Genomic DNA, 18,777 nt, shown 5'->3' with positions numbered 1-18,777 from the left:
CAGGGTGAGCTCATGCCATCGGGGGAGCGAAGCGGAGGAGAGGGCATGAGCGTCAGTGTCGTCCTGGAGAACTGTACGGTGGTCGACGGGCGCCTCGCGCCGGTCGAGGACGCAGCCGTCTGGGTGATCGGCGAGCGGATCGCGGCCGTCGGGCCCCGTGAACGGGTGCTGGCCGAGATCGACGGCGACGCGACCCGCATCGACCTCGGCGGCGCCTGGCTCACGCCGGGCCTGACCAACATGCACACCCACCTGTCGCTCACCCTGCCGGGCACCGCCGGCGACCGGCTCAAGCAGATGGGCCCACACGAGCTCGCGCTCTACATGGCCGACGGCGCCCGGCGTACCCTCCACTGTGGAGTGACGACGGTGCGCTGCGTCGCGGAGAAGGACCACGCCGACTTCGCGCTGCGCCGCTCGATCGAGGCCGGCCGCACGCCCGGGCCGCGGATCTTCACCGCCGGCCGCGCGCTGGTCTGCACCGGCGGCCACGGCCACGAGGGCAGCGACACGCTCGAGTGCGACGGCGTCGACGGGTTCCGGCGGGGGGTGCGCCAGCAGATCCGCGCCGGCGCCGACCTGATCAAGGTGATGATCTCGGGCGGTATCGCCGGCGAGCACGAGTCGATCGACACCCGCCAGTTGCACCCGGACGAGCTGGCCGCGGTGCTCAACACCGCGCACGACTGGGGGCGGCGGGTCACCGCACACGCCGGGCCGGCGCCGGTCATCGCCGAGGCGGTCGAGCTCGGCCTGGACTGCGTGGAGCATGGCTACCAGCTGACCGCGGAACTGGCCGCGCGGATGGCCGAGCGCGGCACCGCTCTCGTGCCGACCCTGCTCGTCACCCGGTGCAAGGAGTTCTTCGACGAGCTCGGTGTGCCGGACTGGATGCAGCAGCGGTCGCTTGGCGCCGGCGACCGGCACCTGGAGAGCTTCGCGCTGGCCGTCGCCGCCGGGGTGGAGGTGCTGCTGGGCAGCGACATGCCGCCGTTCTGGCCGTTCGAGGGCACCAACGCGACCGTCCGCGAGCTGGAGCACATGTCCTCGGTCATCGGGCCGCAGCGGGCGCTCTACGCCGGCACGCTCGGGCCCGTTCGCTGGCTGCGGGCCGAGCAGGACCTGGGCACGGTCGAGCCGGGCAAGCTCGCCGACCTGATCGCGATGGACCAGGACCCGTCCGCGGACACCTCAGCGTTGCGGGGCGTGCGATGGGTGATGAAGGGGGGCGCCGTGGTGCGCGACGACCGGGCCGGGGTGCGGCCGTGACGGAGTGCGCGGTGGGCACCGCCGAGATCGCCGCCGCGATCGACGACATGTACGCCGCGTTCCTTGCCGGCGATCGGGGCCGCTTCGACGCCCACCTCGACCCCGACGTCACCACCTGGGAGTCGCACCTGCCGGGGCCGCTGCGCACCCGGGCCGAGCTGGACGAGTACCGCGACCACCGCGACGCCGCCGGCCGGCGGCCCGTGCTGGCCGAGCTGGTCGCCCGCGCCAAGCGTATCGACGTGTGGGGCGACGTCGGCGTGGCCCGCTACGAGCTGTACGCCCGCGCCGAGGACGAGCGGCCGGAGCAGATGTCGGTCACGCGCGTCACCGACGTGCTGCGCCGCACCGGCGACGGCTGGCGGATCGTCCACCACCACGCGGAGCTGGTGCAGCCGTGAAGCGCCTCGTCGCCCACCGCGACGGCGAGCCGCTCGACGTGCTCGCCGTCGCCGACGTGCCGGACGACCCGCAGCCCGGCCCGGGCCGGGTGACCGTCGCGGTCGAGGCGGTCGGCCTCAACTTCCTCGACGTGATGCTGTGCCGCGGGACCTACCCGGTGCGCCCGGAACCTCCGGTCACGCCCGGGGTCGAGTTCAGCGGGCTGGTCCTGACCGGCCCCGACGCCGGCCGTGCGGTGATCGGGTGCCCGGCGCTGCCGCACGGCGCCCTCGGCGAGACCGTCACCGTCGACGCCGGCCTGCTCGTGCCGCGGCCCACCGCGCTCGACCCGGTGATCGGCGCGGGCATCCCGGTGACGTACCAGACCGCGTGGTTCAGCCTGGAGCGCGCCGGAGTGTCCACAGGGGACACCGTGCTGGTGCACGCCGGGGCCGGCGGGGTCGGCGTCGCGGCGACCCAGCTCGCGATCGCCCGCGGCGCGCGGGTGATCTGCACCGCCGGCGGCCCGGCGAAGGCGGAGGTGTGCCGCGCCAACGGGGCCGACGTCGCGATCGACTATCACGCCGAGGACTTCACCCGGGCGGTGGAGGCCGCCACCGACGGCGCGGGGGTCGACGTCGTGATCGACCCCGTCGGCGGCGACGTGTTCGCCCGCTCGCTGGACTGCCTCGCCTTCGAGGGGCGCATCGTCGCCGTCGGCGCCGCGGCCGGACCGCCGCCGGCCGTCGACCCGATGCGCCTCGTCGCCCGCAACGCCACCCTCGTCGGCCTCTCGTGGGGATCGGCCTACCCCTGGCGGCGACCGGACGAGGTCGCCGCCGCCTACGAGGCGCTGTTCGCCCTGTGCGCCTCGGGCGCCGTCCGGCCGCCGGTCAACCGGGTCGAGCCGCTCGAAGGGGCGCCCGCGGCGCTGCAGGACCTGGCCGCCGGGCGTACCACCGGCAAGATCGTCGTCCGAATCGGAGGGTGAGGAATGTCCGAAGACAACGACATGGAGATCTACGACCTCAGGGTCACCGTCGACCACATCGAGGGCCGCTCCGTCTGCGGGATGGCGGTCGGTGACTGCTTCGAGCTGGAGCGCAGCGCCCACCTGCGGCTGCCCGACGGCAAGCATTTCTGCGTGTACGCCCTGGCGGCCGTCCTGCCGTTCCTGGCGGCCAAGCAGCGCGCGCTGCCGGCCGGCGACTGGCTGGAGCGCGACACCCTGTTCTGCTGCCCCGATCCGGAGGAGCGCCTGGTGATGCGGGTCGAGCGCACCCGCCGGCGCGGGATGCGATCGGCGGATCTCACGTGAGTGCCCCGGCGCGGGCCGAAATCGGGCTGGGCATACAGAGCGACAAGCGGCCCGGCGATTACGCCCGCCTCGCCCGGGCGGCCGAGGCGCACGGGTTCGACGTGCTGACCGTCTTCGGCGATCTCATGTTCCAGCCGCCGATCTTCCCGCTGCTGGAGATGGCCGGCGCCACCTCTCGGGTGCGGCTCGGCGCCGCCTGCCTCAACCCGTACTCGATGGCCCCCTACGAGATCGCCGGGCAGGTCGCCGCGCTCGACCTCGCCTCGGCCGGCCGGGCCTACCTCGGGCTGGCCCGGGGCACCTGGCTCGGCGCGGTCGGGATCGATCAGCCCCGCCCGATCGCCGCGCTCGGCGAGGCGGCCGAGGTCGTCTACCGCCTGCTCGGCGGCCGGACCGACGGCTTCGACGGCCGGGTGTTCCGGCTCGCGCCGGGCATCGCCCTGCGCTACCCGGTCCAGCGTCCCGACCCGCCACTGCTGATCGGTGCGTGGGGTGCGCAGGGCGCAGCGCTCGCCGGCCGGATCGGCGCCGAGATCAAGGTCGGCGGCAGCGCCAACCCGGCGATGATCGGAGTGGTGCGCGAGCGGCTACGGGCGGGCGCCGAACCGGCCGGCCGGTCCGTGACCGACGTGCGGATCGTGCTCGGCGCGGTGACCGTGGTCGACCGCGACGGCGCCGCCGCCCGGGCCAAGGCCCGCACCGAGGTCGCGATGTACCTCGCGGTGGTCGCCGAGCTCGACCCGACCGCGGGCGTGCCGGCGGATCTCGTCCGCCGGGTCGCCGAGCTGGTCGACCGGGGCGAGCACGAGGCCGCCGGTCGGCTCGTGCCCGACAACGTGCTCGACCTGTTCGCGTTCTCCGGCACGCCGGAGCAGGTCGCGGCCCAGGCGCAGACGCTGATCGACGCCGGCGTCGGGCGGGTGGAGTTCGGCACACCGCACGGGCTGACCGACGACGGGGGCGTGGACCTGCTGGGCGGCGTGGTGCTGCCCCTGCTGCGACGGGAGGCGGAGTGAACGTCGACGTGATCGTGGGCCCGGACGTGGTCGCCGACCTCGACCTGGTGCGCGAGCTGGCCGCGGCCGAGTTCGCCGGGCTCGGCGTGGACGGCGCCGTCCGCGAGGCAACGGACCTCGGGGCGGCGCTTTCGGGCGCGACCGGCGCCGTCGTCGCGCTGCCCGGGCCCACGGCACCGGCCCGGCGGCTGATGACGGCGCCGGGCCGGCACGCCCCGCGCACGGTGTGGCTCGACCTGACCGCGACCGGCCCGCAGCCCGTCGCGGCCGGGTCGGAGCACCATCAGGGCCGCGAGATCTGGGGTGTCACCTGGGCCGTCCGGCGGGCCGTGCACCGGCTGCGGCACCCGGCCCGGCGCATCGCCTACGGTCCGGACGCGGAGCAGTGGGGCGAGCTGCGGCTGCCCGCCGGCACCGGCCCGGCGCCCGTCGCCGTGCTGCTGCACGGCGGCTTCTGGCGCTCGGTCTGGGGCGCCGACCTCATGGACGCGATGGCGATCGACCTGGCGGAGCGTGGCTTCGCGGCGTGGAACCTCGAGTACCGGCGCTCGGACCGCCACGGCTGGGCGGCCACGACGGCCGACGTGGCCGCAGGCCTGGCCTTCGCGGGCCGCGCCGATGCCCGGGTCGACCCGTCGCGGCTGGTGCTGTTCGGTCATTCGGCCGGCGGGCAGCTCGCGGTGCGGGCGGCGGCCGACGCGCCCGGGGCGGTCTCGGTGGTCGTATCGCAGGCGGGCGTGCTCGACCTGACCGAGGGGCAGCGGCGCGCGATCGGCACCGGGGCGGTCGCCGCGGCGCTGTGCGGCGACGAGGCCGCGCTGGCGGCGGCGGACCCGCTGCTGCGGCTGCCGCTGGGGGTGCCGGTGGTCGTGGTGCAGGGCCGGGCCGACGGCCTGGATCTCGTCGACATGTCCCGCCGCTACGCCCGGGCCGCGCTGGCCGCCGGCGACCGGGTGGTCCGGCTCGAGCTGGCCGGCGACCATTTCGACGTGATCGACCCGCGCACGCCGGCCTGGACGGCCACCATGGAAGCGGTCAACAAGATTTTGACGTGAGAGTGAACAACGATCTTCAGAACAGGCGCGGGGTCACCACCGAGACCACGGTGGTGACCCCGTCCGTGTCGTTGTAGAGCCGGTGCGGGGTGCTGGAGCGCAGGTGCAGGCTGTCGCCCGGGAAGAGCCGATGCTCGATGCCGTTGACCTCGTAGAGCAGTTCGCCCGACACCACGTAGGCGAACTCCTCGCCGGCGTGGCCGTAGGCCTCCTCGCGGCGCCCGCCGGGGGCGATGTGCACGACCATGGGCTCGAGCACCAGGTGCGGGCCGCGGTCGGAGAGCATGCGGTAGGTGGTCTGGCCGGAGACGTACTCCGTCGCGCCGTTCTGGGCGCGGGTCAACGTGAAATGGTCCGGCAGGTCGTCGGTCGGCGCCGGCGGCGGTGCCGCCTGGTCCTCCTCGTGGAAGAACTCGGCGACCGGGCGGTCCAGAGCCGCGGCGACGCCGTTGAGGGCGGTCAGGCCGATCGCCGAGATGCCCCGCTCGACCTGGGAGAGGAACCCGATGGACAGGCCGGACTGGGTGGCGAGGCCCCGCAGCGTGAGCCCGCGCTCCTTGCGGAACTGGCGCATCCGTGCACCGACCAGTGCCTGCCCGTTGCTCTCGACGCGGTCCTGCCTTGCCGTCGTGCGCACCCTACGAACCTCCTGCGGAAACTTGTTCAATCCTATCGAACTTGGCCCGTTGGTGAGCACCCCCGAAAGTCCTTGATCCTCGGTCATCCGCGCCACAGTTGGCGGGGTGCTGTTGCGTTGGCGGTTCGCATGATCGAGGCACGCTTGACCAGTGAAGCGTCGAGCTCAGCGAGGCCCTGTCCTGCCAGCGCGTTCGGCGTTTGCTGGGTTCCGGTTTCCGCCTGAGGCGATCGTGGTGGCGGTCCGCTGGTACCTGCGCTACGGGCTGTCCTACCGCGACGTTGAAGAGCTGCTGCTCGAGCGTGGCACGGAGGTCGACCACGTCACCGTCTTCCGCTGGGTGCAGCGCTTCACGCCGCTGCTCGCGGACGTGGCCAGGTTCGCCCGGCACGCGCCCGGTGACCGGTGGTTGAGGGGGCACCGGATACGGCAACGGCCGACGACGCCCGGGAGTCGGCTCAGCCGGTGAGTCCGGGCGGCAGCGACGGCAGCAGCGGTGGCAGCGGCAGACTCGGCCCGGGCAGCGGCGGCACCTGCGGTGTCGGCAGGCCGGGGACGAGGCCACCGGGACCGGTCGTGGGATCCCCGCCACCCGATCCGGGGGTGTGGCCCGGCGTGGTGACGCCCGGCGACGGCGCCGGGGCCGAGGGGGTGACCGGCGTGGGCGGCGTGCTGGCGGGTGCGGCCGGGCCGGTCGCCGCCGGCAGGGAGCGGCGGATCTCCTCGATCCGGTCTCGCAGCCGCTGCCGCGTCGCCGGGTCTTCGACCCGTTCCACGTCCGTCGCGGCGACGTCGAGCAGGCGGCGGGCGTCGTCGTGGCGTCCGGCCGCCGCCGCGTCGCCGGCCAGCGCGATCGTGTGCTCCACCGCCAGGACGTGGGCCTGCTGCGGGTACAGCACCCGGGTGAGCGGCCAGAGTGGATTGTCCGGTCCCGAATGACGGGCGCCGAGCGCCGCGCCACCGAGGAGCACAGCGGCCGCCACGGCACCGGCGAGCATCCTCCGGACGCCGGTGCGGCGGCGGGCGGGCAGCGGCACCGGGATGCCGGACGGGAGATCCGCGGGTAGGTCGGTGCCGAGGTCTGCCCTCCAGCCCGCCAGGAGGCCGGCGAGGTCGTCGTCGTCCGGTGCCGGTTCGCCGTGGCCGAGGGCGTCGAGCAGCGCGTCGTCGGCCTGGATCTCGGCCAGGTCGACGGGCGGCTCGCCACTGCGCTCCGTCACCACGTCACCTCGCTCCGCTCGACAGCGCGGTCACGCGCCGGCCCGTTCACGCCGCCACCTCGCCCAACGTGTCGCCTGCCAGCGTACGCAGGCGGGCCAGCGCGCGGGACTGCGCGACCCGTACCGCGGGCGCGGACATGCCGACGATCGCGCCGACCTCGTCGGCCGGCAGCCCCACCGCCACCCGCAGGACGAGGATCTCCCGCTGCGGCTCGGGCAGCTGGGCCAGCAGTTCGGACAGGCGCCGTGCCAGATCGGTGCTGAGCGCCCGCTGCTCCGGGCCCGGCGCCGCGTCGGGCCGGTCAGCGAGCGTGTCGAGCGGGGCCGTCCCGGCGTCGCGAACGGCGGCGCGTTGCGCGTCGGCGACCTTGTGCGCCGCGATCCCGTAGACGAAGGCGGTGAACGGCCGCCCCTGGTCACGGTACTTGGGCATCGCCCGCAGCAGCGCGAGGCACACCTCCTGCGCGATGTCGTCGGCGGTCGTGTACGCGCCGCCCACCCGCCCGAGCCTGGCCCGGCAGTAGCGGACGATGCCGGGCCGCAGCCTGGCGAGCAGCGCCGCCGTGGCGTCCGGATCGGCCCTCAGGGCGCGGTCCACGAGCTCTGGTTCGATCGTTGCCGTCATCGCGTTGGGTGTGCACCTTCGTTACCGGGGGGTTTCCGCACGGTAACCGGCGGCGGCCGATCCCACCAGCCGGACGGGCGGTCGCGAAAAAATTCCGGCCGCGGTGTTACGCCGGGCGCCCGTGCCGCGATGTCACAGGCAACGGGTTCAGGCAGGAGGGCCGGATGGGCGTCGAGGTGCGTGTCGAGGCACTGGCGAAGTCCTTCGGTGCCCAGCCGGTGTGGTCCGACGTGAGCCTCACCCTGCCCGCCGGCGAGATCTCGGTCCTGCTCGGCCCGTCCGGTACCGGCAAATCGGTGTTCCTCAAGACGCTGGTCGGCCTGCTCAAGCCGGACCGGGGCGCCATCTGGATCGGTGAGCACGACCTGACCCGTCTCGGCGAGCGGGAGCTGTACGAGGTGCGGAAGCTCTTCGGCGTGCTGTTCCAGGACGGCGCGCTGTTCGGCTCGATGAACATCTACGACAACGTCGCGTTTCCGCTGCGGGAGCACACCCGCAAGCCGGAGCGGGAGATCCGGGCGATCGTCGCGGAGAAGCTGGAGATGGTTGGCCTCGTCGGCGCGGAGCGGAAGCTGCCCGGGGAGATCTCCGGCGGGATGCGCAAGCGCGCCGGCCTGGCCCGGGCGCTGGTCCTCGATCCGGAGATCGTCCTGTTCGACGAGCCGGACTCGGGTCTTGACCCGGTGCGCACCGCCTACCTGAACCAGCTGATCATCGACCTCAACCAGCAGATCGACGCGACGTTCCTGATCGTCACGCACGACATCAACACGGCCCGTACGGTGCCTGACAATATCGGGCTCATCTACCACGGCCACCTGGCGATGTTCGGCCCGCGCGAGATGCTGCTGTCGAGCACCGAGCCGGTGGTTCGGCAGTTTCTCAACGCGCAGCGGGTCGGGCCGATCGGCATGGCCGAGGAGAAGGACGCCGACGAGCTCAAGGCCGAGGCCGACGCCGGTGTCGAGCTTCCGCCCCTGCCGCCGATCCCGCTGCAACTGCAGCCGTCGGACGGCCTGCCGCGCCGGGCGGAGCGACCGCCCGGCGAATGGTGCTTCGAGCACGGCGTCATTCCGCCGCCGGGGTCCTTCCACACCGAACCGGGGTGGGTCCGATGACCGCGCCGCTGCGCCAGTCCGGGCTGTTCTTCGCGTTCTGCCTCGACGCGCTGCGGGGGCTCGGCCGACGGCCGTTCCAGGTGCGCGAGTTCCTGCAGCAGGCATGGTTCGTCAGTTCCGTGTCGATCCTGCCGGCGGCACTCGTCTCGGTCCCGTTCGGCGCGGTGATCGCGCTGCAGCTCGGCTCCCTGGTCCGCCAGCTCGGCGCGCAGTCGTTCACGGGCGCGGCGTCAGTGCTCGCGGTGGTTCGCGAGGCCGGCCCGATCGTCACCGCGCTCATCATCGCCGGCGCGGGCGGCTCGGCGATCTGCGCCGACCTCGGGGCGCGGAAGATCCGCGAGGAGCTGGACGCGATGGAGGTGCTGGGCATCGACCCGCTGCACCGCCTCGTCGCGCCCCGGATCGCGGCCACGATGCTGGTCGCGGTCCTGCTCAACGGCCTGGTCAGCGTGGTGGGCGTGTCCGGCGGCTACCTCTTCAACGTCGTCATGCAGGGCGGCACGCCGGGCGCCTACCTGGCCAGCTTCCAGGCGCTGGGGCAGCTGCCGGACCTGGTCGTCGGCGAGATCAAGGCGCTGTGCTTCGGCGCGGTCGCCGCGCTCGTCGCCTCGTACAAGGGCATGACGGCACGCGGCGGGCCGAAGGGCGTCGGGGACGCGGTCAACCACAGCGTGGTCATCACGTTCATGTTGCTGTTCGCGCTGAACTTCGTCATCACCGCCGTGTACTTCCAGATCGTGCCGCAGAAGGGGAGCTGACATGCCGGTCCTGCGACAGCTCGACAATCTCGGCGGACAGCTGGCGTTCTACCTGCGGGCGTTCGCCTGGACGCCGCGGACGATCCGGCGGTACAAGCGGGAGGTCCTTCGCCTGCTCGCCGAGGTGAGCTTCGGCACCGGAGCGCTCGCCGTCGCCGGTGGCACGGTCGGCGTCATCTGCTTCCTCACCTTCTTCACCGGCACGGAGGTCGGGCTGCAGGGATACCAGGCCCTCGACCAGATCGGCAGCAGCGCCTTCACCGGGTTCATCTCCGCGTACTTCAACACCCGGGAGATCTCGCCGCTCGTCGCGGCGCTGGCCCTGTCGGCGACCGTCGGCTGCGGCTTCACCGCGCAGCTCGGCGCGATGCGCATCTCCGAAGAGGTGGACGCCCTCGAGGTGATGGCCGTGCCGTCGCTGCCATTCCTGGTCACCACCCGGATGATCGCCGGTTTCATCGCGGTGATCCCCCTGTACGTGCTGGGCCTGCTCTCCAGCTACCTCGCCACCCGGACGATGGCAATCGTCTATTTCGGACAGTCGGCCGGCACGTACGACTACTACTTCCACCTGTTCCTCCCGCCGGAGGACGTGCTGTGGTCCTTCGGCAAGGTGCTGGTGTTCAGCGTCATCGTCGTGCTGGTGCACTGCTACTACGGCTACACCGCCACCGGCGGCCCGGCCGGGGTGGGCGTAGCGGTCGGTCGTGCGGTACGCCTGGCGATCGTCTCGGTGAACGTCGTGGACTTCTTTCTGTCGCTGGCCATCTGGGGCGCGACCACCACGGTGCGGATCGCCGGATGAACGCGCGGCACAGATTCCTGGGCCTCGCCTTCGTGGCGCTGCTCGGCGCGGCGCTCAGCCTCGCCGTGCTGCAATACCGCAAGGCGTTCGACGACACGACCTGGGTGACGCTGCGGGCGAGCCGAACGGGCATGCAGCTGAGCCCCGGCGCGGAGGTCAAGCTGCACGGCGTGGTCGTCGGCGAGGTGCGCATCGTCTCCAGCGCCGGCGCCGGCGCCCGGCTGCGGCTCGCGCTCGACCCGGCGCTCGTGCCGCAGATCCCCGCCGACGTCAGCGCCCGGCTGCTGCCCAAGACGCTGTTCGGGGAGCGGTACGTCGCGCTGGTGCCCCCCGCGCAGCAGAGCAGCCGCCCGATCCGCGACGGGGACGTGATCCCGCAGGACCGCAGCGCGAGCGGCGTCGAGCTGGAGCGCGTGCTCGACGACGCGTTGCCGCTGCTGCAGTCGATCCAGCCGGACAAGCTCGCGGCGACCCTGGGCGCGATCGCCACGGCCCTCGACGGCAAGGGCGACCAGCTCGGCGAGCAGCTGGTTTCCCTGGACGGCTACCTCGCCGCGCTGAACAAGGACATGCCGCTGATCGCCGAGGACGTGCGCAGGCTCGCCAACGTCCTGGACGTCTACGACGGCGCGATGCCGGACCTGCTTGCCATCCTGCGCGACGCGTCGGTGACCGCCACGACCGTCACGGACCAGCGTACCCAGCTCGCCGCGTTCCTCGCCGACAGCACGGAGGCCGCCGACGTGACCCGGTTCTTCCTCGAACGCCACGGCGACCAGCTCATCCAGGTCGGTGACGTGAGCCGGCCGGTCCTGGAGCTGCTGGCCGCGTACGCGCCGGAGTATCCCTGCCTGATGCATGGCCTGGTGGCGCTGCAGCCGCGGGTGGAGCAGGTGTTCGCCTCCGGGCGGATGCGCATCACGCTGGAGATCACCCGCGACAACGGCAGGTTCGTGCCAGGCAAGGACGAGCCGGTGCACGGCGCGAGGAACGGCCCCGACTGCCGGGGCCTGCCGGACCCGCACGTCCCCGCGCCGGAGACCCCGATCAACGACGGGTACGACTACGGTGCCGCTCGGCCCGGACCGTCGAAGCTGCCCGTCGGGCTGATCCCGGGCTCGGTCCCTGCGGCGCCGCTGCCCACCGCCGACGCCGGCACCGCCGAGGAGCGCAAGCTGCTGGAGCCGTTGCTGGGCGCGACGATGGGCGTGCCGCCCGCCGAGGTGCCGGACATCGCGGTACTGCTGTGGGGCCCGCTGCTGCGCGGAGCGGTGGTGAACGCGCCATGAACCGGACTGTGCTCGCACCGCTGGTGAAGCTGACCGTCTTCGCGGCCGTGACCGTGCTGCTGACCGCCCTGCTCGCACAGACGCTGGGCGCGTTCTCGACGGGCGGCACCCGCTACCGGGCCCGCTTCACCGACGTCACCGGGCTGCTCGTCGGCGACGACGTGCGCATCTCCGGCGTAAAGGTGGGCGAGGTCCGCGACATCAAGGTCGCCGGCAACACCGTCGCGGAGATCGCCTTCACCGTGGCCGACGACATCCCGCTGACGACGAGCGTCCGGGCGAAGATCCGGTACCGCAACCTGGTCGGCCAGCGGTACGTGGCGCTGAGCGAGGGACCGGGTGACGGCGTGCCGCTGCGGCCGTCCCAGGTCATCCCCGAGTCGCAGACGACCCCGGCGCTGGACCTGACGGTGCTGTTCAACGGCTTCCGGCCGTTGTTCACCGCGCTGACCCCGCAGGCCGTCAACCAGCTCGCCTTCGAGATCATCCAGGTTCTGCAGGGCGAGGGCGGCACGATGGCGAGCCTGCTGCAGCGGACCGCCTCGCTGACCAACACGCTCGCCGACCGCGACGCGGTGATCGGCCGGGTCGTCACCAACCTCAACGCGGTACTGTCCACACTGGACGACCACAGCGGCGATCTCGACGTGACGATCAGCCAGCTGCAGCAGTTCGTGTCGGGGCTCGCGGCCGACCGGTTGGCGATCGGCGACGCCCTGGTGAACCTCGGCCAGCTGACCGGGGCGACCGCCTCGCTGCTCGGTGACGCGCGGCCGGCGATCGCCGCCGACGTGAACGCGCTCGGCACCCTGTCGGGCACGCTCAACGACAACGCCGCGGTCATCGACCGGACGCTCGGCGGGCTGCCGCAGCGGTATGCCGCGCTGACCCGCGTCGCGTCCTACGGCTCGTGGTTCAACTTTTTCCTCTGCGACTTCGACGGCAACGTGAGCGTGGCCGGGGGCGGCGACCTCAACCCGGCCACCTTCAGCTCCCAGGCGGCGCGTTGCCGGCAACCGGGGGGTGGCGCGTGAAACCGTTCCGGGAACGCAATCCGGTCGTGGTCGGCGCGGTCAGCCTGGCCGTCCTGGCGGCGCTGATGCTCGGCGCGTTCCAGCTCGACGCGCTCGCGGCGCTGACCGCTCAGGGTTCGTACCGCGCGGCGTTCCGCGACGCCAGCGGGCTGGTCCCCGGCAACGAGGTCCGCGTCGCCGGGGTCCGCGTCGGCAAGGTCACCGGCGTCGACCTGGCGCAGGGCAACACCGGACCGTACGTGCGTGTGCGGTTCCGGCTGGAGGACCACGACGTGCGGCTGGGCACCCGCACCGGCGCGACGATCCGGATCAAGACCGTGCTGGGCCAGAAGTACCTGGCGCTCGCGCCCGACGGGCCGGGCCGGCTCGCCGACGACGCCGAGATCCCGCTGGAGCGCACCGCCGGGCCGTTCGACGTGGTCCAGGCGGTGACCGGCCTGGCCGACACGCTCGACTCGATCGACACCACCCAGCTGGCGAACGCGTTCACCACGCTGGCGCAGACATTCGCCGACACGCCGGCGAGTGTGCAGCTGTCGCTGGACGGGCTGTCGCGGCTGTCCAAGACGGTCGGCGACCGCGACGCCGAGCTGCGCGAGCTGCTCGCCCGCGCGCACAACGTCACCGGGGTGCTCGCCGCGCGCGACGAGGAGTTCCGCAAGCTCGTCACCGACGGCAACGCGTTGCTGGCCGAGGTCAGCCGCCGCAAGGACGCCATCCACGACCTGCTGGTCGGCACCAATGCGCTCGCGACGCAGCTGTCCGGCCTGATCGCCGACAACCGGCAGCAGCTGGAGCCGGCCCTGCGGCAGCTGCGCGGCGTGGTGGCCACGTTGCAACGCAACCGCGACAACCTCGAGCAGACCATCCAGAGGATGGGGCCGTTCGTCGACGCGTTCGCCAACGTGGTCGGCAACGGCCGCTGGTTCGACTCCTACGTCAGCGGGCTGCTCCAGCCGTACCAGCCGACGACGGGAGGGCGCTGAGATGCGCAGGCGTCGTCTCATCGCGGCGGGTGTGGTGCTCGCCGTCGCCGCGGCAGCAGCCGTCGTGTTCCCGGCCGGGCGGCCGCAACGGCGTCTCGTCGCGCATTTCAGCCGCACGGTCGGCATCCACGAGGGCTCATCGGTCAGGGTGCTCGGGGTGCGCATCGGCGAGGTGGTCTCGGTGACTCCGGAGGGCCGCACCGTCCGCGTGGAGATGCGGTACGACGCCGACCGGCGGATCCCGGCCGGCGCCCAGGCGCTGATCATCCCGCCCAGCGTCGTCAGCGACCGGTACGTGCAGCTCACCCCCGCGTACAACGGTGGCGCGGCCCTGAGCGACGGCGCCGACGTGCCGGTGGAGCGCACGGCCGCGCCGATGGAGATCGACGACATCTACCGTGCGCTCGACGACTTCAACCGGGCGCTCGGGCCGGGCGGCGCCAACGCCGACGGCGCGCTCAAGGACCTCGTCGCTGCCGGTCGGGCGAATCTCGAGGGCAATGGCGACAACCTGCACGCCACGCTCGACGGGCTCGACCGCGCACTGTCCACTGTGGCCGACGGGCGGCAGGACCTCTTCGGCACGGTCGTCAACCTCCAGCTGTTCACCACCGCTCTCGCTGAGAGCGACCAGCAGGTGCGGGGGTTCAACCAGCAGCTCGCCGCAGTGGCCGGGCAGCTCGCCGGCGAGCGCGACGAGCTGGCCGCCGCCCTGCGCAGCCTCGCGACGGCGCTCGGCGACGTCACCACGTTCATCCGGGAGAACCGCGACGCGCTGAAGTCCGATGTGGACGCCCTGGCCGACGTGACGGGCATCCTGATACGGCAGCAGAAGGCGATCATCGAGATCCTCGACGTCACCCCGCTGGCTTTGTCGAACCTCAACCTGGCCTACAACGCCACGTCGGGGACGCTCGACACGCGGGACAACGCGCTCGGGCCGTACGACCCGGCGAGCTACGTGTGCTCGGTCATGGTCGACCTCGTGCCGACGGCGCAGATCCCCAAGGAGTGCTTCGCACTCGCCCAGACCCTCAACGCCCGGGGACTGCCGATGACCGACCAGCTGCGCAAGCTTCTCGGCCTGCCGGCCGCCGCGAACGGCGCCGCGGCGCCCGCCCAGCCGGCCGCGCCCGGACTGCCGGCACCACCTGGACTGCCCGAGCTGCCCGGTGTCACGCGGGATCTCACCGTCGGTGGCATCCTGGGAGGCACGCCGTGAAGCGCGCCGGACGGCACCTGGTCGCGCTGCTCGCCGGCGCGCTCCTCGTGGGTGGCTGCGGGCTGCCCGACGTCGCCGGGCTCCCGCTGCCGGGCGGGGCATCCGGCGGCGACGGGTACCACGTGACGGCCGAGTTCGCCGACGTCCTCGACCTGGTGCCGCAGGCCGCGGTGAAGGTCGACGACGTGACCGTCGGCAGCGTGGAGAAGATCTCGCTGTCCGGCTGGACGGCCCGCGTTCGGCTGCGGATCGCCCGGGACGTGCGGCTGCCCGCGAACGCGACCGCGGCGGTGCGCCAGACCAGCCTGCTCGGCGAGAAGTACGTGGCGCTCGACCCGCCGGCGACCGAGCCGCCGCGGGGCCGGTTGACCGACGGCGCGGTCGTGCCGCTGGACCGGACCCGGCGGGCGGCCGAGGTCGAGGAGGTGCTGGCCGCGCTGGGCATGCTGCTCAACGGCGGCGGCCTGGCGCAGCTCAAGACGATCAACGAGGAGCTGGCCAAGGCTCTCGACGGGCGCGAGCCGGAGGCGAAGGACGTGCTGCACCAGCTCGACACCTTCGTCGGCGGCCTGGACGAGCAGAAGGCCGACATCGTGCGCGCGGTCGACTCGCTCGACCGCCTGACCGGGCAGCTGTCCCGGCAGCGGGACGTCATCGGCACGGCGCTGGGCTCCCTCGCCCCGGGCCTGACCGTTCTCGAGGAGCAGCGGGAGCAGCTCACTCTCGCGCTGACCGCCCTGGGTGAGCTGGGCCGGGTCGGCACCCAGGTGGTCAACCAGAGCCGCGACGACACCCTGGCGTCCCTGCGCGCGCTCCAGCCGATCTTCGAACAGCTGGTGAAGGCGGGCGACGCGCTGCCGAAGTCCCTGGACTTCATGCTGACGTTCCCGTTCCCGCCCAACGTGACCGGCGCGATCGTCGGGGACTTCGTCAACCTCGGAGCGACCGCGGACCTCGACGCCCCGACGATCCTTTCGAACCTGCTCGTCGCGACCGCGCCGGCCGGTCCGGCGCCAGCGGCGACCGGTGGCGCACAACCGGGGAAGTCCAACCCGGCGACGGGTGGGAAGAGCCCGAAGCCGCCGGTCACCACGCCGCCGCTGCCGGGCGTACTGCCGCTGCCGTGCCTGCCGGTCGGCGGGGTACTGCCGCCCGGTTGGCGGCCCCCGTCCGGCTGTGACCTGCCGAAGGACTGCACCCTGCTGCCGCCCGGCAGCGTCCCGCCGCCCGGCAGCCTGCTCCCGCCCGGCGGCATCGTGCCGCCCGGCACCGTCTTCCCGCCCGGAACGGTGCTGCCGCCCGGCACCGCACTGTCGCCCGGCTGCCTGCTGCCACCCGCGACCGGCGCCGTCACCGGGCGGCAGGGCGGGCTGCCCGACGTTCTCGGAGGAGGGCTGCTGCCATGATCCGACGCTCCGCCAAGCTGCAGGTCCTGGCGTTTCTCGTGGTCGGGCTGGTCGGCGTCGTCTATGTCGGCGTCACGTACGTCGGGCTAGGCGACCGGCTCCTCGGCCGCGGGTACGTCGTCTACGCCGACTTCGCCGAGGCGGGCGGCCTCTTCGCCAACGCGCCGGTCACGTACCGCGGGGTGCCGGTCGGCCGGGTCGAGGCCGTCACGCTGCACGACGGCAATGCCCGGGCACGGCTGCGGCTGGACGACGGCGTCCGGGTCGCGAGCGACACCCGGGCCGTCGTCGGACAGCGCTCCGCCGTCGGCGAGCAGTTCCTGGACCTGCGCCCGGCCACCGACGCCGGCCCGTACCTCCGGGACGGCTCGGTCATCCCGCGCAGCCGCACCGGCGTCCCACTGGCCCCCGAGACGCTGCTGGCCAACCTCGACGCGCTCGTGCGCTCCGTCGACCCGGCCGCCCTGTCCATCGTCATCGACGAGTTCGGCACCGCCTTCGAGGGCAACGAGCAGGCGCTGCGCCGCATCCTCGACGCCGGCGACCTGATCCTGCGGGAGGCGTCGGCGAGCCTGCCGCAGACGCTCACCCTGCTGCGCGACGGCCGCACCGTGCTCACCACCCAGGAGGAGTCCGCGGCGGCGATCCGGCAATGGGCGAGCGGACTGGCGCAGATCGCCGCGACACTGCGCTCGTCCGACCCCGACCTGCGGCGGCTCATCACCGATGCGCCACCCGCCGCCCGAGAACTCGTGACGCTGCTGGACGCGCTCGACCCCACGATCGGCACGCTGCTGGGCAACCTCGTGTCGGTCAACGGCGTCGCAGCGCGCCGCCTGCCCGGCATCGAGCAGATCCTCGTCGTGTATCCGCTGGCGGTCGCCGGCGGCTTCACCGTCACGCCCGGGGACGGCACCGCCCACCTCGGTCTGGTGCTCAACGTCGACGACCCACCGCCCTGCAAATACGGGCAGGGCACCCGCTGCGGCGCCGCCGACCAGGCCCAGGGCTCGAGCGTCCGGGGCACGAACAACGCACCGCGCCCCAGCGGCAGCGACCCACCACCGCCCGGCCCATCGGGCGAGACCGGCGGGTACGACCCGGCGTCCGGGTTGGCGTTGAGCACGGACGGCCACCCGCTGCTGTTCGGCACGACCGGCGGGCAGTACGAACTCGCCGGGGACCAGTCCTGGAAACAGCTCCTGCTGGCCGGGCTCACCCCGTAGCGCACCTTCGGATGGAGGCAGTTGTGTCCGCACCTGAGCACCCGACCCTGAAGCTCGTGCACGGCGGCGCGGCCAGGACAGAGCTCCCGCCGCGCAGCGTCCGGCGCCGCACGGCCACCCGCCGCACACGGCGGCAGCGTGACCCGATCACCGCCGTCCTGCGACATCTCGACGAGGAGCCCGTCCTGTCCGACGACTCCCTGGCCCCACCGGACGCGGCGGAGGCCACGACCGAGTCCACGATCGAGTCCACGACGGAGCAGAAGCGCGCGCCGGAACCGGGTAAGCGTGTCAGGCCGCGACCGCACCGCCGCACGGTGCAGCGTCGCGAGTCGGCCCCGCGCAGCCGGATCCGGTTCTCCCGGCCCGCGCTCAGCACCATCGTCTTGGTGGTCGTCATGTGCGCGGCCGTCACAGGGGCGGGCGTCTTCGGCAGCCGCTGGTACGACGACCGGATGCTCGACCGCGCCCACCAGCAGGCCCTCGCCGCGGCGAAACAGACGACCGTCAACTTCGTCTCGGTCAGCGCCGCCAGCGTCGACCGCGACCTGCAGCGGATCGTCGCCGGCGCCACCGGCGACTTCCGCGACGAGTTCACCCGCGGCCAGACGCAGGTGCGGGCCGCGGTCGTGGAGAACAACGTCGAGTCGCGCGGGACGGTGCTCCGCGCAGCACTGGTCTCCGGCGACCGCAGCACCGCCGTCGTGCTGGTCGCCGTCGACGCGACCGTCCGCAACGCCAAGTCGCCGGAGGGGCGCGCCTCGCACTACCGCATCCAGGTCGACGTCGCCCACGACCGCGGATCGGGCCGCTGGCTCGTGTCCCGACTGCAGTTCGTCGGCTGAAGCAGGAGGTCCGTCATGCCGATGTTTCCGAAGGGGTACCGCAAGGGCGTCGTCGCGCTCGCCCTTGCCATCGCGCTGGGTCTGGGTCTCGCCGGCGCGGGCTGGTACGAGCACCAGCAGGCGCACCAGCGGGACGTGGCGGTCCGCCAGTCGCTCGCCGCCGCAACCGCCGCCGCGCAGGCGATCTTCTCGTACGACTACCGCAGCTTCGACACCAGCGTCGCGAACGCGCGGACGTTTGTGACCGGCCAATTCGCCGACGAGTACGGCCGGACGACCGCCGCACTCAAACCCAACGCAGTGTCGGAACAGGCAATCGTCCGCGCGGCCGTGTCCGCCTCCGGCGTCGTCAGCGCCGGCCCGGAACGCGTCGAGTTGTTGCTCTACCTCAACCAGTACCGTCGCAACACGAATATCACGGGTGAGAAGGTCGACCAGAACCGCGTGGTACTCACCATGGTGCCCGTCGACGGGGCGTGGAAGGTCTCGAACGCCGTCGCCATCTGAGCGTCCGGCCTTGCAGGTGCGAGGATTTCAGCGTCCCTGGCACGGTCGCTCATGGGCAGC

The 18,777-nt window shown here is 73.0% G+C and carries 20 protein-coding genes and 1 pseudogene; 18 read left to right on the top strand and 3 right to left on the bottom strand.

Annotated elements, in window-relative coordinates; genetic code table 11:
* The first annotated feature begins 45 nt into the window (after positions 1 to 45).
* Genes AB0I21_RS20485 through AB0I21_RS20460 form a run of 6 tightly spaced genes read left to right on the top strand, consistent with a single transcriptional unit; the run spans position 46 to position 5,039 of the window.
* Positions 46 to 1,269, top strand: coding sequence for an amidohydrolase family protein (locus tag AB0I21_RS20485; protein ID WP_360563183.1), 1,224 nt, complete (start codon positions 46 to 48; stop codon positions 1,267 to 1,269).
* 11 nt (positions 1,270 to 1,280) lie between these two features.
* A complete protein-coding gene (locus AB0I21_RS20480) occupies positions 1,281 to 1,670 on the top strand; it encodes a nuclear transport factor 2 family protein (protein ID WP_360563182.1) in 390 nt (129 codons plus the stop codon).
* The gene (locus tag AB0I21_RS20475; protein WP_360563180.1) at positions 1,667 to 2,641 is read left to right on the top strand and encodes an NADPH:quinone oxidoreductase family protein; all 975 of its coding nucleotides are present in this window, start codon (positions 1,667 to 1,669) and stop codon (positions 2,639 to 2,641) included. The genes AB0I21_RS20480 and AB0I21_RS20475 overlap by 4 nt, the downstream gene beginning before the upstream one ends.
* A 3-nt stretch (positions 2,642 to 2,644) precedes the next feature.
* Positions 2,645 to 2,968 carry a TIGR04076 family protein gene (locus AB0I21_RS20470; RefSeq protein WP_360563178.1) on the top strand — a complete coding sequence of 108 codons (324 nt, stop codon included), beginning with the start codon at positions 2,645 to 2,647 and terminating at the stop codon, positions 2,966 to 2,968.
* A complete protein-coding gene (locus tag AB0I21_RS20465; RefSeq protein WP_360563177.1) occupies positions 2,965 to 3,984 on the top strand; it encodes an LLM class flavin-dependent oxidoreductase in 1,020 nt (339 codons plus the stop codon). The genes AB0I21_RS20470 and AB0I21_RS20465 overlap by 4 nt, the downstream gene beginning before the upstream one ends.
* Entirely contained in the window at positions 3,981 to 5,039 is a 1,059-nt protein-coding gene (locus tag AB0I21_RS20460; RefSeq protein WP_360563176.1) for an alpha/beta hydrolase, read from the top strand. The genes AB0I21_RS20465 and AB0I21_RS20460 overlap by 4 nt, the downstream gene beginning before the upstream one ends.
* 16 nt (positions 5,040 to 5,055) lie before the next feature.
* Here the strand turns inward: AB0I21_RS20460 and AB0I21_RS20455 are convergent, their stop codons facing one another.
* Positions 5,056 to 5,676, bottom strand: a complete 621-nt coding sequence (locus AB0I21_RS20455) for a cupin domain-containing protein (RefSeq protein ID WP_360563174.1) — start codon at positions 5,674 to 5,676, stop codon at positions 5,056 to 5,058.
* 181 nt (positions 5,677 to 5,857) lie between these two features.
* Between AB0I21_RS20455 and AB0I21_RS20450 the strand changes: the two are divergent.
* A pseudogene (locus AB0I21_RS20450) lies at positions 5,858 to 6,040 on the top strand (IS6 family transposase); the annotation flags it as partial.
* Between the two features lie 94 nt (positions 6,041 to 6,134).
* On the opposite strand, the gene AB0I21_RS20445 reads toward AB0I21_RS20450, so the two are convergent.
* Positions 6,135 to 6,896 carry an anti-sigma-D factor RsdA gene (locus AB0I21_RS20445; protein WP_360563172.1) on the bottom strand — a complete coding sequence of 254 codons (762 nt, stop codon included), beginning with the start codon at positions 6,894 to 6,896 and terminating at the stop codon, positions 6,135 to 6,137.
* A 46-nt stretch (positions 6,897 to 6,942) separates the two neighbouring features.
* Positions 6,943 to 7,521 (bottom strand): RNA polymerase sigma factor ShbA, encoded by a 579-nt coding sequence (gene shbA / locus AB0I21_RS20440; protein ID WP_360563170.1) that lies wholly within the window; start codon positions 7,519 to 7,521, stop codon positions 6,943 to 6,945.
* 8 nt (positions 7,522 to 7,529) lie between these two features.
* Here shbA and AB0I21_RS20435 point away from each other — a divergent pair, with 8 nt between their 5' ends.
* The 11 genes from AB0I21_RS20435 to AB0I21_RS20385 are packed head-to-tail and all read left to right on the top strand — an operon-like array spanning position 7,530 to position 18,717.
* Positions 7,530 to 8,639, top strand: coding sequence for an ABC transporter ATP-binding protein (locus AB0I21_RS20435; RefSeq protein ID WP_360563168.1), 1,110 nt, complete (start codon positions 7,530 to 7,532; stop codon positions 8,637 to 8,639).
* Positions 8,636 to 9,397 carry an ABC transporter permease gene (locus AB0I21_RS20430; protein WP_360563166.1) on the top strand — a complete coding sequence of 254 codons (762 nt, stop codon included), beginning with the start codon at positions 8,636 to 8,638 and terminating at the stop codon, positions 9,395 to 9,397. The genes AB0I21_RS20435 and AB0I21_RS20430 overlap by 4 nt, the downstream gene beginning before the upstream one ends.
* Position 9,398: 1 nt before the next feature.
* Positions 9,399 to 10,202: an ABC transporter permease gene (locus AB0I21_RS20425; RefSeq protein ID WP_360563164.1), complete on the top strand. Its 804-nt coding sequence runs from the start codon at positions 9,399 to 9,401 to the stop codon at positions 10,200 to 10,202.
* Entirely contained in the window at positions 10,199 to 11,491 is a 1,293-nt protein-coding gene (locus AB0I21_RS20420; RefSeq protein WP_360563163.1) for an MCE family protein, read from the top strand. The genes AB0I21_RS20425 and AB0I21_RS20420 overlap by 4 nt, the downstream gene beginning before the upstream one ends.
* Positions 11,488 to 12,525, top strand: a complete 1,038-nt coding sequence (locus AB0I21_RS20415) for an MCE family protein (RefSeq protein WP_360563161.1) — start codon at positions 11,488 to 11,490, stop codon at positions 12,523 to 12,525. Before AB0I21_RS20420 ends, AB0I21_RS20415 begins: the two co-directional genes overlap by 4 nt.
* Entirely contained in the window at positions 12,522 to 13,511 is a 990-nt protein-coding gene (locus tag AB0I21_RS20410; protein WP_360563159.1) for an MCE family protein, read from the top strand. The genes AB0I21_RS20415 and AB0I21_RS20410 overlap by 4 nt, the downstream gene beginning before the upstream one ends.
* Position 13,512: 1 nt before the next feature.
* Complete coding sequence (locus AB0I21_RS20405) at positions 13,513 to 14,733, top strand: MCE family protein (protein WP_360563157.1); 1,221 nt, start codon at positions 13,513 to 13,515, stop codon at positions 14,731 to 14,733.
* Positions 14,730 to 16,139: an MCE family protein gene (locus tag AB0I21_RS20400; RefSeq protein ID WP_360563156.1), complete on the top strand. Its 1,410-nt coding sequence runs from the start codon at positions 14,730 to 14,732 to the stop codon at positions 16,137 to 16,139. Before AB0I21_RS20405 ends, AB0I21_RS20400 begins: the two co-directional genes overlap by 4 nt.
* Positions 16,136 to 17,365 (top strand): MCE family protein, encoded by a 1,230-nt coding sequence (locus AB0I21_RS20395; RefSeq protein ID WP_360563154.1) that lies wholly within the window; start codon positions 16,136 to 16,138, stop codon positions 17,363 to 17,365. Before AB0I21_RS20400 ends, AB0I21_RS20395 begins: the two co-directional genes overlap by 4 nt.
* 23 nt (positions 17,366 to 17,388) lie before the next feature.
* The gene (locus AB0I21_RS20390) at positions 17,389 to 18,210 is read left to right on the top strand and encodes a hypothetical protein (protein WP_360563152.1); all 822 of its coding nucleotides are present in this window, start codon (positions 17,389 to 17,391) and stop codon (positions 18,208 to 18,210) included.
* A 15-nt stretch (positions 18,211 to 18,225) separates the two neighbouring features.
* The gene (locus tag AB0I21_RS20385) at positions 18,226 to 18,717 is read left to right on the top strand and encodes a hypothetical protein (RefSeq protein ID WP_360563150.1); all 492 of its coding nucleotides are present in this window, start codon (positions 18,226 to 18,228) and stop codon (positions 18,715 to 18,717) included.
* Positions 18,718 to 18,777 lie beyond the last annotated feature (60 nt).

The organism is Dactylosporangium sp. NPDC050588 (assembly GCF_040654975.1).
GTDB classification, from domain to species: Bacteria; Actinomycetota; Actinomycetes; order Mycobacteriales; family Micromonosporaceae; genus Dactylosporangium; species Dactylosporangium maewongense.
This window is presented reverse-complemented; position numbering and strand designations above follow the sequence as displayed.

What these genes read in the sequence shown, in the direction of transcription:
- AB0I21_RS20430 (WP_360563166.1), top strand. Translation starts at nt 8,636, where the DNA reads ATGACCGCGCCGCTGCGCCAGTCCGGGCTGTTCTTCGCGTTCTGCCTC.
- AB0I21_RS20425 (WP_360563164.1), top strand. Translation starts at nt 9,399, where the DNA reads ATGCCGGTCCTGCGACAGCTCGACAATCTCGGCGGACAGCTGGCGTTC.
- AB0I21_RS20415 (WP_360563161.1), top strand. Translation starts at nt 11,488, where the DNA reads ATGAACCGGACTGTGCTCGCACCGCTGGTGAAGCTGACCGTCTTCGCG.
- AB0I21_RS20470 (WP_360563178.1), top strand. Translation starts at nt 2,645, where the DNA reads ATGTCCGAAGACAACGACATGGAGATCTACGACCTCAGGGTCACCGTC.
- AB0I21_RS20485 (WP_360563183.1), top strand. Translation starts at nt 46, where the DNA reads ATGAGCGTCAGTGTCGTCCTGGAGAACTGTACGGTGGTCGACGGGCGC.
- AB0I21_RS20405 (WP_360563157.1), top strand. Translation starts at nt 13,513, where the DNA reads ATGCGCAGGCGTCGTCTCATCGCGGCGGGTGTGGTGCTCGCCGTCGCC.
- AB0I21_RS20385 (WP_360563150.1), top strand. Translation starts at nt 18,226, where the DNA reads ATGCCGATGTTTCCGAAGGGGTACCGCAAGGGCGTCGTCGCGCTCGCC.
- AB0I21_RS20420 (WP_360563163.1), top strand. Translation starts at nt 10,199, where the DNA reads ATGAACGCGCGGCACAGATTCCTGGGCCTCGCCTTCGTGGCGCTGCTC.
- shbA (WP_360563170.1), bottom strand. Translation starts at nt 7,521, where the DNA reads ATGACGGCAACGATCGAACCAGAGCTCGTGGACCGCGCCCTGAGGGCC.
- AB0I21_RS20395 (WP_360563154.1), top strand. Translation starts at nt 16,136, where the DNA reads ATGATCCGACGCTCCGCCAAGCTGCAGGTCCTGGCGTTTCTCGTGGTC.